Consider the following 15323-nt stretch of genomic DNA (forward strand, 5'->3'; position numbering starts at 1 on the left):
TTATGAGCGAGAAAAAAATACTAGAAGAAAGGTCTTTAATCTTAAACCGTAGAAACTTTTTAGGCAAAGCAGCTTTAGGAGTTGGTGGTACCGCTTTAGCATCATTAATGGGTTGTAGCTTTTTTAATAAAAGTGAAGCTGGCATACTAACACCTGCAAATACAATAAGCGGGTCTAAAGGCGCTTTAAACAGTTTGCATCATCCTGCAAAAATAAAAAGAGTTATTTATTTGTTTCAAAGTGGTGGTCCGTCTCAATTAGAGTTGTTTGATTATAAACCACTTTTAAATGTACGCAGAGGTGAAGATTTACCAGAATCTATTAGAAACGGGCAACGTTTAACTGGTATGACATCTGGGCAAGACAAGTTTCCTTTAGTTGGCTCACAATTTGATTTTAAACAGTATGGTAAAAACGGAACTTGGATTAGTGACTTATTACCCTACACCGCTAAAATGGTAGATGATTTGTGTTTTATAAAATCTATGCATACTGAAGCAATTAATCATGATCCAGCAGTTACGTTTTTTCAAACAGGATCACAACAACCAGGTAGACCTAGTATTGGTTCTTGGTTAAGTTATGGTATTGGTAGTGAAAATGACAACCTACCTGCTTTTACCGTATTATTATCTAGAGGTAGCGGAAGGCCTCAAGGTCAGCCTTTATATACCAGATTATGGGGCAACGGATTTTTACATTCCTTACACCAAGGAGTACAATTTAGGGCTGCCAAAGATCCTGTATTGTATTTAAATGACCCTAAAGGAACTACTAAAGACACCAAACGTGCTATTTTAGATAAGTTAGCTGCCTTAAACGACAAGCAGTATGAGGAGTTTGGAGATCCTGAAATACAAAGTAGAATTTCACAATATGAAATGGCATACAGAATGCAAACCTCTGTACCAGATGTTATGAATATTGATGATGAGCCAGATTATATTTATAAAATGTATGGCTCAGATGCAAAAATACCTGGCACTTATGCTGCAAACTGTTTGCTAGCAAGAAAACTAGCCGAAAAAGATGTGCGTTTTATACAGTTGTACCATATGGGTTGGGACCAACATGATAATTTACCCGGTGCTATAGAAAAGCAAGCCAAAGATGTAGACCAAGCATCTGCTGCCCTTGTAGCAGATTTAAAACAGCGTGGTTTATTAGAAGATACGCTTATTGTTTGGGGAGGTGAGTTTGGAAGAACCAACTACTCACAAGGAATATTAACAGCAGATAATTACGGAAGAGATCACCACCCAAGAAGTTTTACAATGTGGATGGCCGGTGGCGGTATTAAACCAGGTATTAGTTACGGTGAAACCGATGATTTTGGATATAACATTGTTAAAAACCCTGTGCATGTACACGATTTTCAGGCTACAATGATGCACTTACTAGGTATAGATCATAAAAAATTAACCTATAAATATCAAGGTCGTAGATTTAGATTAACAGATGTAGAGGGCCACGTTATTAAAGATATTTTGTCTTAAACCATAATACCAACCAACTACTTTAACCAACTTATGAACCGACGAACTTTTATACAAACCTCTAGCTTAGCTAGTGCAGGACTTTTTTTAAGTACACCTGCCTTACACGCAATGCAACCCTATAAAGATGCCATAATTGGTCATGGTGATTTTAAATATAAGATAGACTTAAATTGGGGTGCCCTAAACTCTAATTACTACCCTGTAGAAAACTGCCATGAAATGGTGCAAGATTCTAAAGGAAGGATAATTTTACTTACAGACCATACCAAAAACAATGTAATAGTTTATGATAAATCTGGAAATTTAATTGAAGTTTGGGGCACAGAGTTTCCTGGCGCACACGGACTAACATTAAATGTAGAAAACGGAGAAGACTTTTTGTACATAGCAGATAATAACCGTCATGAAGTAATAAAAACAACTATTGACGGTAAAGTTGTTCAAATTTTTAAATTTCCTAAAGGCTCTGGTAGTTATAAAAATATAACAGAATACATTCCTACAGAAACTGCTATTGCTGCTAATGGCGATGTTTATATTACAGATGGCTACGGAGCACAACATATTTTACATTATAATGAAAAAGGTGAGTTATTACACATTTTTGGAGGTAAAGGAAAAGAAGATCATTTATTTGGTAATGCACACGGTATTACAATAGACACACGCAACAATACAGCTCCTACACTACTAATTACTGACCGTATGGAAAATAAGTTTAAGCGTTTTAGTATGCAGGGCGATTATATAAATACAATACACTTACCTGGTGCTTTTGTTTGCAGACCTGTAATACATAAAAATAATATTTACACAGCTACTATTTGGTCTGGAGATGGTGCTATGGATACAGGTTTTGTATCAATCTTAAATAGTGAAAACAAATTAGTTTCTGCTCCTGGTGGCACTGAACCAAAGTATAATAATAATGGTGCTTTGCAGCCAATGCAACAAGCACTAAAAATATTTAAAAACCCACATGATGTTTGCATAGATGATGATGACAACCTGTATGTTGCACAATGGAACTCTGGTAAAACATACCCAATAAAATTAACCAGAGTCTAATTAATTTCTATGAAAAAAATAACATACATATTAATTTTTATAGTTGGATTTTCTTGTACTAAGAACAAGAAACAAAATTATGCCCAAACAAAAGAAATACAGCTAGTTCCCCCAAACTTTACCGTAGATTCTATATTTTTTAAAAACAATGCTACTATTAACTTCTCTAGTACTTTAGCAAATACTACACTAAAATATTCAGTTGGTAATAGTAGCATTACTCACGACTCTAAAATATTAGAATCTCCTTTAAAAATAGAAAAATCATCTACATTGGCTGTTAAAGCTTTTCATACAGATTATAAAGAGAGTGAAACTGTTAAGCTTCAGGTAAAAAAAATAAAACATAACATATCAAATGCATCAATACGTATTTTTCCTGAGCCTAGTGACACTTACTCTGCCAATGGTGCTGCTAGTCTTACAGATTTAAAAAGTGGTTACCCTCAATTCAAAAAAAACAATGCTTGGTTAGGTTTTAATACAAAAGAAATTAGCATTAATGTAGTTTTAGACAAACCTTTATTACTCTCTAAAATAACATTACACATATTAACTGCACAAGGAGACTGGATTTTTGCTCCAGAGCAAATTAGTATTAAAAACAACAATAAAGTTATAGGAGAGCTAGTAAATAAAAAAGCTAGCAAAAAAAGCTTAAGTGGTGCAAACGTAAACTTTACAGAAGTGCCCATTACTCCTAAAACTTACAATGAGTTTACCATTGTAGTTAAAAGCTTAAATGGCATACCAAATTGGCATTCTGGTGCCAATAGTACCCCTTGGTTTTTTATTGACGAAATTATAGTAGAATAATGCAGATACACACACTATACATACATATAGGAAATTTACACCCTTTATTTGTTCACCTTCCAATAGGCATACTAAGTTTTGCTTTTATATTAGAAATTTATTTAAAAATTAAAAAATCTAAAGAAACAGACATTGCTAAACTGGCATTGGGTTTAGCTGCTATTACTGCTTTATTTTCTTTAGGTACAGGATGGCTTTTAGGTGACAATGGTGGCTATGATGAGCAAGCACTATCTAGACATAAATGGATGGCTGTTGCACTTACAGTATGCAGTGTGTTGTTATTTATTTTACGCTCTTTAAATCAGAAATGGAGCTCAAAAATTTTCTTTCCATTATTTATAATTACACTTGTATTACTTGGTATTACAGGTCATTTAGGAGGAAATATGACTCACGGAGATGATTTTCTTTTTCAAGATAACTCTACCAAAGAAGTAGCTATTACAGATATTAATAAAGCTAAAGTATACAAAGATGTTGTACAGCCTATTTTAGATACCAAATGCGTTAGCTGTCACAATGCAAACAAAGCAAAAGGAGAACTTATACTTACTAGTAAAGCCTTTATATTGGCTGGTGGTGAAAATGGCAGTGTTTTAGATTCTATAAACGGAGAACAAGCCTCACTATTAGGAAGAATACATATGCCAGTAGAAGACAAATTGCATATGCCTCCTAAAGGAAAAGTACAGCTTACAACTGAAGAAGTTAATTTGTTAGAATGGTGGATGAAGAACAATAATTGTTTTGATTGTACTGTAAATGAAACTAACACCAGTGCACAAACTAAAGCTATTTTAAAAAATTTAGAAAAAGACACTACATCTATTGATATACTTACAGCAAGTTTAGAACCTGCTCCCTTAGAGTGGATAGCTAAAATGAATGCAAACGGATTTAGCATTCTTCCGCTAGCAGAAAAAAGTCCTTTATTACTTGTAACCCTTGCTAACAGAAAAGGTATTACCAGTAAAGACATTAAAAAACTAGAAGATTATGCAGATAATATTGTAGAACTTAATTTAGGTTTTACAGATTTTAATGATGATATGGCAATGCTATTGCCCAACTTTAAAAATATTATAAAATTACAGCTACAGAAAACAAAAATAACATCTAAAGCTTTAGAGGAGATTGAAAAGCTAGAGTTATTAGAGTCCTTAAATTTATATGGTACAGCCGTTACTAGTGATATTTTTAAGCATTTAAAAAAATTAGATAAATTACAAAAAGTATACTTATACCAAACTAAAATACAAAACAGTGAGCTAGCTAATTTACAAAAAGACAAACCACAGCTTGTTACAAAGCATTTATCTGATACAATTTTTAATGATGCCGAACTAAACAATCCGTTTATTGTAAATGCCACAGATTTTTTTAATACTGAAATTGATATAGAGCTTACGCACGTTTTTAAAACTGCAAACATATTTTACACTTTAGACGGTACTGAGCCAGACACAACATCTACTAAGTATACTGCTCCTATTAAACTTACAGACTCCAAAACCATAAAGTTTTATGCACACAAAGATGACTGGAAACAAAGCAACGTGGTAACAGCCAATATTAAAAAAAGTGGTTTAAAATTAGATTCTATTTGGTTAGATAAAAAACCACATGAAAATTATAAAGGTGATGGTGCAAACTCTTTAAAAGACTTAAAAAGAGGCTCTATAAATTTCCAAGACGGTTTGTGGTTAGCATACCAAGGAGAAAACTTAAATGCTACTATTGCTTTTAATGAACCTAAAGAGATAAGTACAGTTTCTGTTGGTTCTTTAACTAAACCTACTAGTTGGATATTTAACCCTATTGGTTACAAGGTATGGACAAGTACTAATAACAAAGATTATACACTTATAAAAACAATAAAATTACCTGTTCCCCAAAAATATGTAGATGATGCCATTTCTTTTTACGATATAACTTTTGATAAAACAGTGGCTAAATACGTAAAAGTTGAAGTGGTCAATATAACAAAAAACCCAGCTTGGCATCCAAATCCTGGAGGCAAAAGCTGGGTTTTTGTTGATGAAATTCTTGTAAACTAAACTATTTCTGCACTTAAGCCTGCTTGTAATAGTTTGCTACATCTTGGTTCTAAATCTTTATATGAACCGGTTTTAACGGTACATTTACCTTTGTAATGCACCAAAAAAGCGCATTGTTCTGCTTGTATTGGTGTATGGTCGCAAGCATCTACCAGTGTGTCTATAACATGATCAAAAGTATTTACATCATCATTAAACAACACTATTTCATTATTGTTTGCTACCTCTTCTTCAACTAAAAGTTCTTCTAAATATTTTTCCTGATTACTCATAATCTTCTAACATTTATACTAACTAAAATACATATTTTACGGCAACCCAATTATTTTTTTCAAGATTTTTTTCAAACTTTAAACCTACTTCATTACATTTTTCTGTAATTACCGGGATATCTTCTTTGTAAAATCCGCTTAAAAATAAAATACCGTCTTTAGTTAAACACTTTGCATACTCTGGTATATCTGCTAATAAAATATTTCTATTAATATTAGCTATAATAATATTATACTTCTGGTCTTTAAGCAAGCTAACATCTCCCTCAAAAACATTTATTTGGCTACAATTGTTACGTTCTTTATTTTCTAAAGCATTTAAGTAACACCAATTATCTATATCTATTGCATCTATAGAACCTGCATTTTTCATTGCTGCTAAAATTGCCAAAACACCTGTTCCGCTACCCATATCTAAAACAGATTTTCCTGTAAAATCATGTTCTAAAATATGCTGTAACATCATATGTGTAGTTTCATGATGTCCAGTACCAAAACTCATTTTTGGTTCTATAACAATATCAAACTTGGTATTTGGCTTTTCATGAAAAGGTGCACGCACAGTACAAACGTCATCAACTACAATTTTCTCAAAGTTTTTTTCCCACTCTGCATTCCAGTTCTGTTGTTCTATTTCTTTAAAGTTAAAGCTAATATCAAAATTTTCATTAGATAATATTTGCACATTTTTTACATTCTCTTCTGTCCAAAGATCCTTTAAAATATATGCTTGTACTCCTTCTTCATTTTCTACAAAACTATCAAAACCAACTTCGCCTAATTGCGCAATTAATATGTCTGATGCTGGTTGCAATGGTGTAACCTTAAAATTGTATTCTATATAGACTAAATCTGCCATTATGTACGTATTAGTAACTTTTTTTAAAAGTGCAAAGGTACTTTATATTGCGTCTATAATAGCAATAAAATCGTCTGCTTTTAGTGCTGCTCCACCAATTAAGCCACCATCTACATCTGTCTTAGAAAAAATTTCTTTAGCATTTGCAGGTTTTACACTACCACCGTATAAAATAGAAACAGCTTCTGCAATTTCTGTAGTATACTCATTAGCTATTGTTTTTCTAATAAAAGCGTGCATTTCTTGCGCTTGTTCTGGAGATGCAGTTTCACCTGTACCAATTGCCCATACTGGTTCATATGCCAAAACAATGTTAGACCAAGCTTCTGGCTTTAAATTAAAAAGTGCATTTTTTAATTGAGATGCAACAACGTTAAAATGATTATCAGATTTACGATCTTCTAATTCTTCACCAAAACAAAAAACAACACGTATATTTTTTTCTAAAGCAGTAATTACTTTTTTAGCTAAAATTTCATCAGTTTCTCCAAAATAAGCTCTACGCTCAGAGTGACCAATAATTGCTGTATTTATACCAATATCTAACAACATATCTGCAGAAATTTCACCAGTATAAGCTCCGTTTTCTGCAAAGTGCATATTTTGTGCAATTACCTGTATTGTAGATGATTTTACATCTTGTACAGCCGCTGCTAAATTTACATAGGTTGGTGCTACCATAACTTCTGCTTCTGTATCTGGTAATTTACCAGCTAGCTCTGCTAATAAAGCATTTGTTTCTGTTAAGGTTTTATTCATTTTCCAGTTACCTGCAACTATTTTTGCTCTCATTTTTATGTGTTTTAAGAGTTCATTATCAATTTAAAACATCAAATATAGCATATAATATTTGTATCACTTAATGATTTCTCATTAGTAACAAATAACTATCTAATCCTTAAAAAAAAGGCTTTAGTCTGATAAAAATTTAATGTTTTTTGCTTTTTATTGGTATCCAAACTTCCTCTACAGAATCTGGATTTGCTGCTCCTAAATATCTGTGGTCTAAAAACTCAAAATGTGGTCTTTGGTCTAGGTCATAATCTGACTTAGCTAGCCATTCTGAAAATATATATTGAAATGCAGAAGAAAAATCTTTGGCCATACCCTTGTATAAAAACACAGCATACAAACCACCTTTAAGCTCTAACATTTGCATACCGCTAGGAACCTCATGTTTTTTTAACACTGCTACAGCTGCCCATTTATTAAACTTTGCTGCTGGGTTAAAATTTACAAAAGAGTACTCTTTTCCATAATCTTGAACCGAATAATATTCGCCTTTAATATGGTTAGTTACTTCTTCTCTCCTAGTCATAAAACTTTTCCAGTGTGTAACATTATCCATAGTAAGTACAGAAACCTCCTTTTTAATACCTATTAAAATTTTAGGTTCTAATTCTTTTATCTCTGGTGTTATACTTACTAAGTTACCCATTGTTATGCTTCAATAATTTTTATGGAACTATTATGCTTTAAAATTTCTTTGATAAAGCTATTGTTTGTTTTTGGGCTTATGTAAACCTCATCAAACTTATTATATTTTATAATTAAGCCTTTACTTGCTGTAGCTGGCTTAAGACCAACCCATAGTGTTTTACCTTTTATAATTTGGTGTATATCTTTAATAAGAATATCACCTTTAAACGGACCACTTTTATAACTTAAAGTTGTAGAATTAAGCTTGTAGCTTGTACCATAAAACACCCACAATATTAAGCATAATACCAAAACGTTAATTACTGCACTAACTATGTGATTTGTAGTTTTTACTTCATTAAAAATACTAAAGAAAAGAACTGAGCATAATAATAGTATTACAACTATCATAATACCATTGAACAAATTATCTTTTCTACTTTTAAAAATCATTTTAAAACTTTAAATCATCTACATCATTATAATGTACTTTTTGTTTAATTGTACCTTTTTCTAATACCAAAACAGCCGGATTAGAACGAACTACAGTTTTTAACGCAGTTTCATCTGTAAAATAAAAACTAAAATCTAGATTGTATTTTTTTACAATTTGACTAGATAAATCATTGTTAGAAGCAGACATCCCAATAACTTTATATCCCTTAGCTATAGCTTTGTCTGTAACTGTTTTTATTGCCGTAAAAGCATCATAATCACTTTTTGCCAAATCATATGCAATTACCATAACCAAGTTATCTTCTTGCAATAAAGAAGATGCAAAATCTTCATCATCTTTTTCAATTGTAAAATCGTGTATAGGTGGCTCGTACCCTTTTTGTACCTCTGTAGTTTCTACACTTACATACTCGCCATCTACAGTTGGGTAATCTCCTTGTGTAACGTATATTTTTTCTTCGCCGTTTACATTAAACTTCCATTCGTAATCAAAAATTGGCTCTGGCGCACCTTCTGGCACAGACATACCTTCTACTATATTAGCACCAATTTTATAAGGTCTAAAATCTTTAACAGGCAAATGGTCTAGTACGTAGTTTGCAAATAACACACAGGCAAGTAAGCCTAGCAAAACAATGCCTCTTGTTACATTAAAATTAAAAAGTGGCTTTATATGTTTAATTCCAAAGAATAAAAGTAGAATATAAAATAATAGTATTACGTCTTTAATAAAAGACTGAAAAGGAGTAAGTTTTATTGCATCTCCAAAGCAACCACAATCTGTTACTTTATTAAAATAGAAAGAATAGAAGGTTAAAAAGGTAAAAAAGACAATCATCCCCAGTAAGCTATATACTGTAAACTTTGGTCTGTAACCAACCAAAAGCATAATACCAAGTAATACTTCTACAATTACAACTACTATAGAAATTGATAAAGCGTGAGGCTCAAAAAAAGGCATATTTAATACACCAACGCTAAAATATTCTTCTAATTTAAACGAAAAACCAACCGGATCGTTAAGTTTTATTAATCCGCTTATGATAAATAATATTCCAACAAAGACCCTACTTAAACCTACTAAAAACTTCATACAATAATTAAATTTGAAAAATACAACTTAAAAGTACGCCTGCGTAGCTTTTAACTTTTGCTTATAATTTTTACTCATTTAAGTGAATTAGTGCAAAAACCGAATAATTTATAATATCTTGGTAATTAGCATCTATACCCTCACTTACAATAGTTTTTCCTTTGTTGTCTTCTATTTGCTTAACACGCAACAACTTTTGTAAAATAAGATCTGTTAAAGAGCTTACACGCATTTCTCTCCAAGCCTCACCATAGTCGTGATTCTTATTTTCCATTAAGGTTTTTGTAATGGTAATGTGCTTGTTATAAAGTTCTACAGCCTCAGCAACATCTAAATCTGGTTGTTCTACAATCCCTTTTTCAATTTGCACCAATGCCATAATAGCATAATTAATAATGCCAATAAATTCAGATTTTTCACCTTCATCTACCTTTCTAACATCGTTTTCTTGCAAACCACGTATACGTTGTGCTTTTATATAAATTTGGTCTGTTAAAGACGGTAAACGTAAAATACGCCAAGCACTACCGTAATCTTTCATTTTTTTTTGAAAAAGCTCACGGCATTCTTTTATAACCGCATCATATTGTTCTGATGTATTCTGCATTTATCTTGTGTAATTTGTGTAAATTTCGCTTAAAATTTTGAACTAATCAAAAGTAAGGGTTTTATCTTAAATCATTTATTTTTAAAAAGTTTATAAAAATCATTTTAACACACAGTATGACAATTAATTGCAACGGAAATTTAATAGACCTATCTACACCTAAGGTAATGGGAATATTAAACCTTACGCCTGACTCTTTTTATGACGGCGGAAGTTATAAAGATGAAAACGACATTGTAACCAAGGTTGATAAAATGCTTGCAGATGGCGCTACTTTTATAGATGTTGGCGCTTATAGCTCTAGACCAAATGCAACTAACATCTCTGTTGATGAAGAAATTAATCGTATTGTACCAGTAGTAAAACTGCTTGTAAAAAAATTTCCTGGCATTATACTTTCTATTGATACTTTTAGGAGTGCTGTAGCTAAGGCCTGTTTAAATAATGGTGCTGTATTAATTAACGATATTTCTGCTGGTGCTTTAGATGATAAAATGATGAGCGTAATTGCAGAATACAAAGTACCGTATATTATGATGCATATGCGTGGCACTCCAGAAACTATGCAACAACTAACTACATATACAAATGTAACTTTAGACATAAAGCAGTATTTTGCTAAAAAACTTGCTGAAGCAAGAGCTTTAGGTATTATAGATTTAGTAGTTGATCCTGGTTTTGGATTTGCAAAAACTACAGAACAAAACTTTAGCGTATTACAAAACTTAGACCTTTTTAAAACAATGAATGTACCAGTACTTGCAGGTATTAGCAGAAAATCTATGATTTATAAAACGTTAGACACCACTGCTAATAATGCTCTAAATGGTACAACTGCACTAAACACTATTGCTTTAACAAAAGGAGCTAATATTTTAAGAGTACATGATGTTAAAGAGGCTGTAGAATGTATTACTCTTTATACTGCTTTACAGTTAAATGAAACCTTATAATTTAATTACTCATTTTTTTTATAATTTTACAAAAACCCTTTTACTTGGATTTTCTAAATTTTCTTGATTTTAAAATAACAGATATTATAGACATAATTTTAGTGGCTGTACTACTGTACTACATATATAAGCTAGTACGTGGCTCTGTTGCTATTAATATTTTTATTGGTATTGTAATTGTTTGGGCACTTTGGAAACTTACCGAATTGTTAGATATGAAAATGATTAGCAGTATGGTTGGTGGGTTTATGAATATTGGATTAATTGCCCTAATTATTGTTTTTCAGCAAGAGTTGCGTAAGTTTTTATTAATGATAGGTTCTACCAATTTTGCCACAAAACGTAATTTTATAAAACATTTTAAATTTTTAAAGCAAGAAGCTATGACTACAGATACCAATGTAGAAGCCATAGTAAATGCTTGTGATAAAATGGGTAAATCTAAAACAGGAGCACTACTGGTTTTAGAACGCACTAACTCTTTAGACTTTGTAAAAAGCACTGGAGATAAAATGAATATTGAAATTACCCAGCCTATTTTAGAAAGTATTTTTTACAAAAATAGTCCGTTACATGATGGTGCTGCCGTTGTAGAGAATAATACCATTGTTGCCACCAGAGTAATACTACCCGTATCACAAGAGCGTACCATACCATTACGCTTTGGATTAAGACATAGAGCTGCAGTTGGTATTACAGAAAAAACCGATAGTTTAGCACTTGTTGTTAGCGAAGAAACTGGCACCATATCTTACATAAAAAACGGAGAGTTTGTACTTTACAAAGATTTAGACGAACTTACGAGTCTTATAAAAGAGGACTTAATATCTTAAAATGAATTGTAAAAATTGTGCAAATAGTCTACAAACAGACTATTCTTTTTGTCCAGATTGTGGTGCAAAAATTATTAGAAATAGACTTACTATTAAAAATTTACTTAGTGACATTACAGAGCGCTACTTTAACCTAGACAATACTTTTTTACGCACTTTTTTACATTTATTTACAAAACCAGATATTGTTATAAATGGTTATGTAAATGGCACAAGAAGAAAATACGTTAACCCTATTAGCTATTTTGGTATTGCACTAATGTTAGCAGGGTTCTTAATGTTTTTTATGCGCAAGGTTTTTGATTTTGAAATGGATTTTGATGCTTTTGACCAAGGAATGAATCCTGAGTTTACTAAAAAAATGATGGATGTACAATATGATTACTCCTCCTTATTTTTTATAAGCTACATACCTATTTTTTTAATTGTAGGACTCATTACATTAAACAAAAGAAAACACATACTAGCTGAATATACAATTAGTGTAATTTATAGCTTAGCTCAATGGAGTATTTTGTCTTTTTTTACAAGTATGCTTATGATTACCTATTTCCCAGAATCATTCTTAAATTATAGTTTACTGCTTACCCTATTTTTAATTTTGTATTTTTTATACGTACAGCAAAAGTTGAATAAGTATTCTACTTGGCAAATAATTTACAAATCAGTATTGTTTACAGGTATATTTTTTACAATATTTATGGGGCTAATATTTTTTATAATGATAGTTGCTATGGTTACAGGCCATTTAAATCCTGCAGATTTTGTTCCTGCAAAATAATTTAAGCTACTTCATCTGCTACAAACTGTGCTTGGTAAAGATTGTAATAATAACCTCCTTTTTTAAGTAACTCTTTATGTGAACCGCTTTCTATAATATTACCTGCATCCATAACAATAATTTTGTCCGCTTTTTTAATAGTTGCCAAACGGTGTGCAATAACAATAGATGTTCTGCCTTGCGTAATTTTCTCTGTCGCCTTTTGTATTAGTTGTTCTGAGTATGTATCTACAGAAGATGTAGCCTCATCTAAAATTAAAATACTTGGGTTACTTACATAAGCACGTAAAAAAGCTAACAATTGGCGTTGTCCACTAGATAGCATAGTACCACGCTCTTTTACATTATACTGGTAATCATTAGGAAGACTTGTAATAAAATCGTGAACAGATATTTCTTGTGCTGCCTGTGTTATTGTGTCTAACGTTATATCTTCATTCTTTAAAGAAATGTTATTTTCTATGGTATCAGCAAATAAAAATACATCTTGCAATACAACCGCTATTTTATCTCTTAATGATGCTAACTTGTAGTTTTTAATATCAACACCATCAACCAAAATTTCACCAGAATTTATTTCGTAAAAACGGTTTAATAAATTTATAATGGTAGATTTTCCTGCTCCTGTAGCACCAACAATAGCTATTGTTTCACCAGCTTTTACATCAAAAGAAATTCCGTGCAAAACCTCTTCTCCTTCTACATATCCAAAATGCACATTTTTAAAAGAGATGTCACCTTTTATAGATGGTTTCTCAAAAGATCCTTCATTTGTAATTGTGTCTTCTCTGTCTAATATTGCAAACACTCTATTAGCAGCTACCATACCCATTTGTAGTACATTAAATTTATCTGCTATTTGCCTTAATGGTCTAAATAACATTTGTGAGAGTTGTATAAACATAAATATGGTACCCAACTCATCTAGATCATTATTTAAAACAACACGTAAACCACCGTACCATACAATTAAACCAATAGCTACAGATGAAACAATTTCTGCAATTGGAAAAAAGATAGAGTTGTACCAAACTGTTTTTAACCAAGCGTTTCTATGTTTTTCATTTATAACTCTAAACTTTTCTTGCTCTACTTTTTCTCTGTTAAAAAACTGAACAATTTTCATTCCTGTTAAGCGCTCTTGTACAAAGGTATTTAGGTTAGATACTTGCGCCCTAACATCTATAAAAGCAACCTTCATTGCCTTTTGAAAAACGCGTGTAGCATAGATTATTATTGGCATAATAGCAAAAACTATAAGTGCTAATTTCCAACTATAAAATAGCATTACACCCGCTACAACTACCATTTTTAAAAGATCAGAAACAATCATAAAAAAACCTTGACTAAAGATTTCTCCAATACGTTGTATGTCTGTGACTGCACGTGTTACTAGTAAACCTACCGAAGAATTATCATAATACTTCATTTTAAAACTAAGCATATGCTTAAACAGTTTTATTCTAATATCTTTAATAACAGATTCTCCCAACCAGTTAGCGTAATACACAAATGAAAGCTGACTTAACACTTCTAAAATTAACACAACCATCATTAAAACAATAATGTTTAACAACAATCCGTGATCTTTATTTTCTAAAGCTGTATTTACAATTTGCCTTAGTAAAATTGGACTTAAAACTGCAAAAGCAGATAAGGATATTGCAGCAATTACAACACCATAAAAAGTAATTTTATACGGTTTTGTAAACTCTAGCAATCGTTTTAACAGCGTATAGTCAAACGCTTTTCCTGTATCTTTTTCTGTTTTAGCCATTCTTCTTAATAATATTTTCGGGGTACAAAACCTGCGTTAAATATAATGCTTTTGCTGGCACAGAGGTACCTGCCTCTGCCCTACTTTTACTTGCTATAATTGTGCGTATGTGGTCTACAGTAATTTTACCCGTGCCAACATCTAAAAGCGTACCAACAATGGCTCTTACCATATTACGTAAAAACCTATCTGCAGTAATTGTAAACACAAATTTATCTTCTTTTTGTTCCCACACTGCTTTTTTAACATTACAGTAATAGGTTTTAACATCTGTTTTAGATTTAGAAAAACACTCAAAATCCTGTTTACCTAATAATAATTCGGCAGCTCTATTCATCTTTACAACATCTAATTGTTGCTTAACATAGTGTGCTGTAGACAAACTAAAAGGGTCTTTTTTATGTGTAACTAAATATTCGTAAGTACGTTCTGTAGCATTAAACCTAGCATGAGCATCTTCAGGAACCTCATAAATATTTTGCACCGCAATATCATCTGGTAAAAAAGAATTTAACCTACGTATTAGATCTTTAGAGTCTGTTATAGTTACCACATTAAAATGTGCATACATTTGCTTAGCGTGTACACCAGCATCTGTTCTACCAGCACCCATTAAAGAAACTTTTTCTTTTAAAAGTGTACTAAATGCTTTTTCTAACTCTTCTTGTACAGTTATAGCGTTTGGCTGTATTTGCCATCCGTGGTAAACTGCTCCAAAGTATGAAAATGCCACAAAATATCTCAAATTGAATTCCTATTTTTGTAAGCTACAAAGATACTTAATATAAGTAAGATTTTAGCAGCCAGTAAAACGTATTACTTTAATTTAA

Annotated in this window: 16 protein-coding genes; 7 read left to right on the forward strand and 9 right to left on the reverse strand. The window is 31.7% G+C overall.

The genetic code is table 11. The features are described from left to right. The first annotated feature begins 2 nt into the window (after positions 1 to 2). Genes AX016_RS15930 through AX016_RS15945 form a run of 4 tightly spaced genes read left to right on the forward strand, consistent with a single transcriptional unit; the run spans position 3 to position 5443 of the window. Complete coding sequence (locus AX016_RS15930) at positions 3 to 1496, forward strand: DUF1501 domain-containing protein (RefSeq protein ID WP_100896557.1); 1494 nt, start codon at positions 3 to 5, stop codon at positions 1494 to 1496. Positions 1497 to 1529: 33 nt separating this feature from the next. After that, complete coding sequence (locus tag AX016_RS15935) at positions 1530 to 2567, forward strand: 6-bladed beta-propeller (RefSeq protein ID WP_100896558.1); 1038 nt, start codon at positions 1530 to 1532, stop codon at positions 2565 to 2567. 9 nt (positions 2568 to 2576) lie between these two features. After that, the gene (locus AX016_RS15940) at positions 2577 to 3383 is read left to right on the forward strand and encodes a hypothetical protein (protein ID WP_100896559.1); all 807 of its coding nucleotides are present in this window, start codon (positions 2577 to 2579) and stop codon (positions 3381 to 3383) included. Beyond that, positions 3383 to 5443: a chitobiase/beta-hexosaminidase C-terminal domain-containing protein gene (locus tag AX016_RS15945; RefSeq protein ID WP_100896560.1), complete on the forward strand. Its 2061-nt coding sequence runs from the start codon at positions 3383 to 3385 to the stop codon at positions 5441 to 5443. Before AX016_RS15940 ends, AX016_RS15945 begins: the two co-directional genes overlap by 1 nt. Here the strand turns inward: AX016_RS15945 and AX016_RS15950 are convergent. The 7 genes from AX016_RS15950 to AX016_RS15980 form a co-directional block, all read right to left on the reverse strand. After that, on the reverse strand, positions 5440 to 5715 hold the full coding sequence (locus AX016_RS15950) for an ATP-dependent Clp protease adaptor ClpS (protein ID WP_013621890.1): 276 nt from the start codon (positions 5713 to 5715) through the stop codon (positions 5440 to 5442). The two genes, AX016_RS15945 and AX016_RS15950, sit on opposite strands and share 4 nt — an antisense overlap. Before the next feature lie 22 nt (positions 5716 to 5737). Then, positions 5738 to 6574, reverse strand: a complete 837-nt coding sequence (gene prmA / locus AX016_RS15955) for a 50S ribosomal protein L11 methyltransferase (protein WP_100896561.1) — start codon at positions 6572 to 6574, stop codon at positions 5738 to 5740. Between the two features lie 42 nt (positions 6575 to 6616). Next, positions 6617 to 7366 carry a triose-phosphate isomerase gene (gene tpiA / locus AX016_RS15960; protein ID WP_100896562.1) on the reverse strand — a complete coding sequence of 250 codons (750 nt, stop codon included), beginning with the start codon at positions 7364 to 7366 and terminating at the stop codon, positions 6617 to 6619. Between the two features lie 136 nt (positions 7367 to 7502). Next, positions 7503 to 8012, reverse strand: coding sequence for a GyrI-like domain-containing protein (locus AX016_RS15965; RefSeq protein ID WP_100896563.1), 510 nt, complete (start codon positions 8010 to 8012; stop codon positions 7503 to 7505). A 2-nt stretch (positions 8013 to 8014) separates the two neighbouring features. Then, positions 8015 to 8446, reverse strand: coding sequence for a PH domain-containing protein (locus tag AX016_RS15970; protein WP_100896564.1), 432 nt, complete (start codon positions 8444 to 8446; stop codon positions 8015 to 8017). Position 8447: 1 nt separating this feature from the next. Continuing rightward, the gene (locus AX016_RS15975; RefSeq protein WP_100896565.1) at positions 8448 to 9542 is read right to left on the reverse strand and encodes a BT_3928 family protein; all 1095 of its coding nucleotides are present in this window, start codon (positions 9540 to 9542) and stop codon (positions 8448 to 8450) included. Positions 9543 to 9612: 70 nt separating this feature from the next. Continuing rightward, positions 9613 to 10149 (reverse strand): DUF1599 domain-containing protein, encoded by a 537-nt coding sequence (locus AX016_RS15980; protein ID WP_100896566.1) that lies wholly within the window; start codon positions 10147 to 10149, stop codon positions 9613 to 9615. A gap of 116 nt (positions 10150 to 10265) precedes the next feature. Between AX016_RS15980 and folP the strand changes: the two genes are divergently transcribed. From folP to AX016_RS15995, 3 genes are read left to right on the forward strand one after another with little or no spacing between them, the layout of a single operon-like run. After that, positions 10266 to 11102, forward strand: coding sequence for a dihydropteroate synthase (gene folP, locus AX016_RS15985; protein WP_100896567.1), 837 nt, complete (start codon positions 10266 to 10268; stop codon positions 11100 to 11102). Positions 11103 to 11146: 44 nt separating this feature from the next. Beyond that, a complete protein-coding gene (gene cdaA, locus AX016_RS15990; protein ID WP_013621882.1) occupies positions 11147 to 11935 on the forward strand; it encodes a diadenylate cyclase CdaA in 789 nt (262 codons plus the stop codon). A 1-nt stretch (position 11936) separates the two neighbouring features. Further along, a complete protein-coding gene (locus tag AX016_RS15995; RefSeq protein WP_100896568.1) occupies positions 11937 to 12716 on the forward strand; it encodes a DUF3667 domain-containing protein in 780 nt (259 codons plus the stop codon). Between the two features lies 1 nt (position 12717). Here AX016_RS15995 and AX016_RS16000 read toward each other — a convergent pair whose 3' ends face one another. Together AX016_RS16000 and truA are read right to left on the reverse strand one after the other, a co-directional pair. Further along, entirely contained in the window at positions 12718 to 14493 is a 1776-nt protein-coding gene (locus tag AX016_RS16000) for an ABC transporter ATP-binding protein (protein WP_100896569.1), read from the reverse strand. After that, positions 14486 to 15238, reverse strand: coding sequence for a tRNA pseudouridine(38-40) synthase TruA (truA, locus tag AX016_RS16005; RefSeq protein WP_100896570.1), 753 nt, complete (start codon positions 15236 to 15238; stop codon positions 14486 to 14488). Before truA ends, AX016_RS16000 begins: the two co-directional genes overlap by 8 nt. Between the last annotated feature and the right edge of the window lie 85 nt (positions 15239 to 15323).

This window comes from Cellulophaga sp. RHA19, assembly GCF_002813425.1.
Classification (GTDB): Bacteria; Bacteroidota; Bacteroidia; order Flavobacteriales; family Flavobacteriaceae; genus Cellulophaga.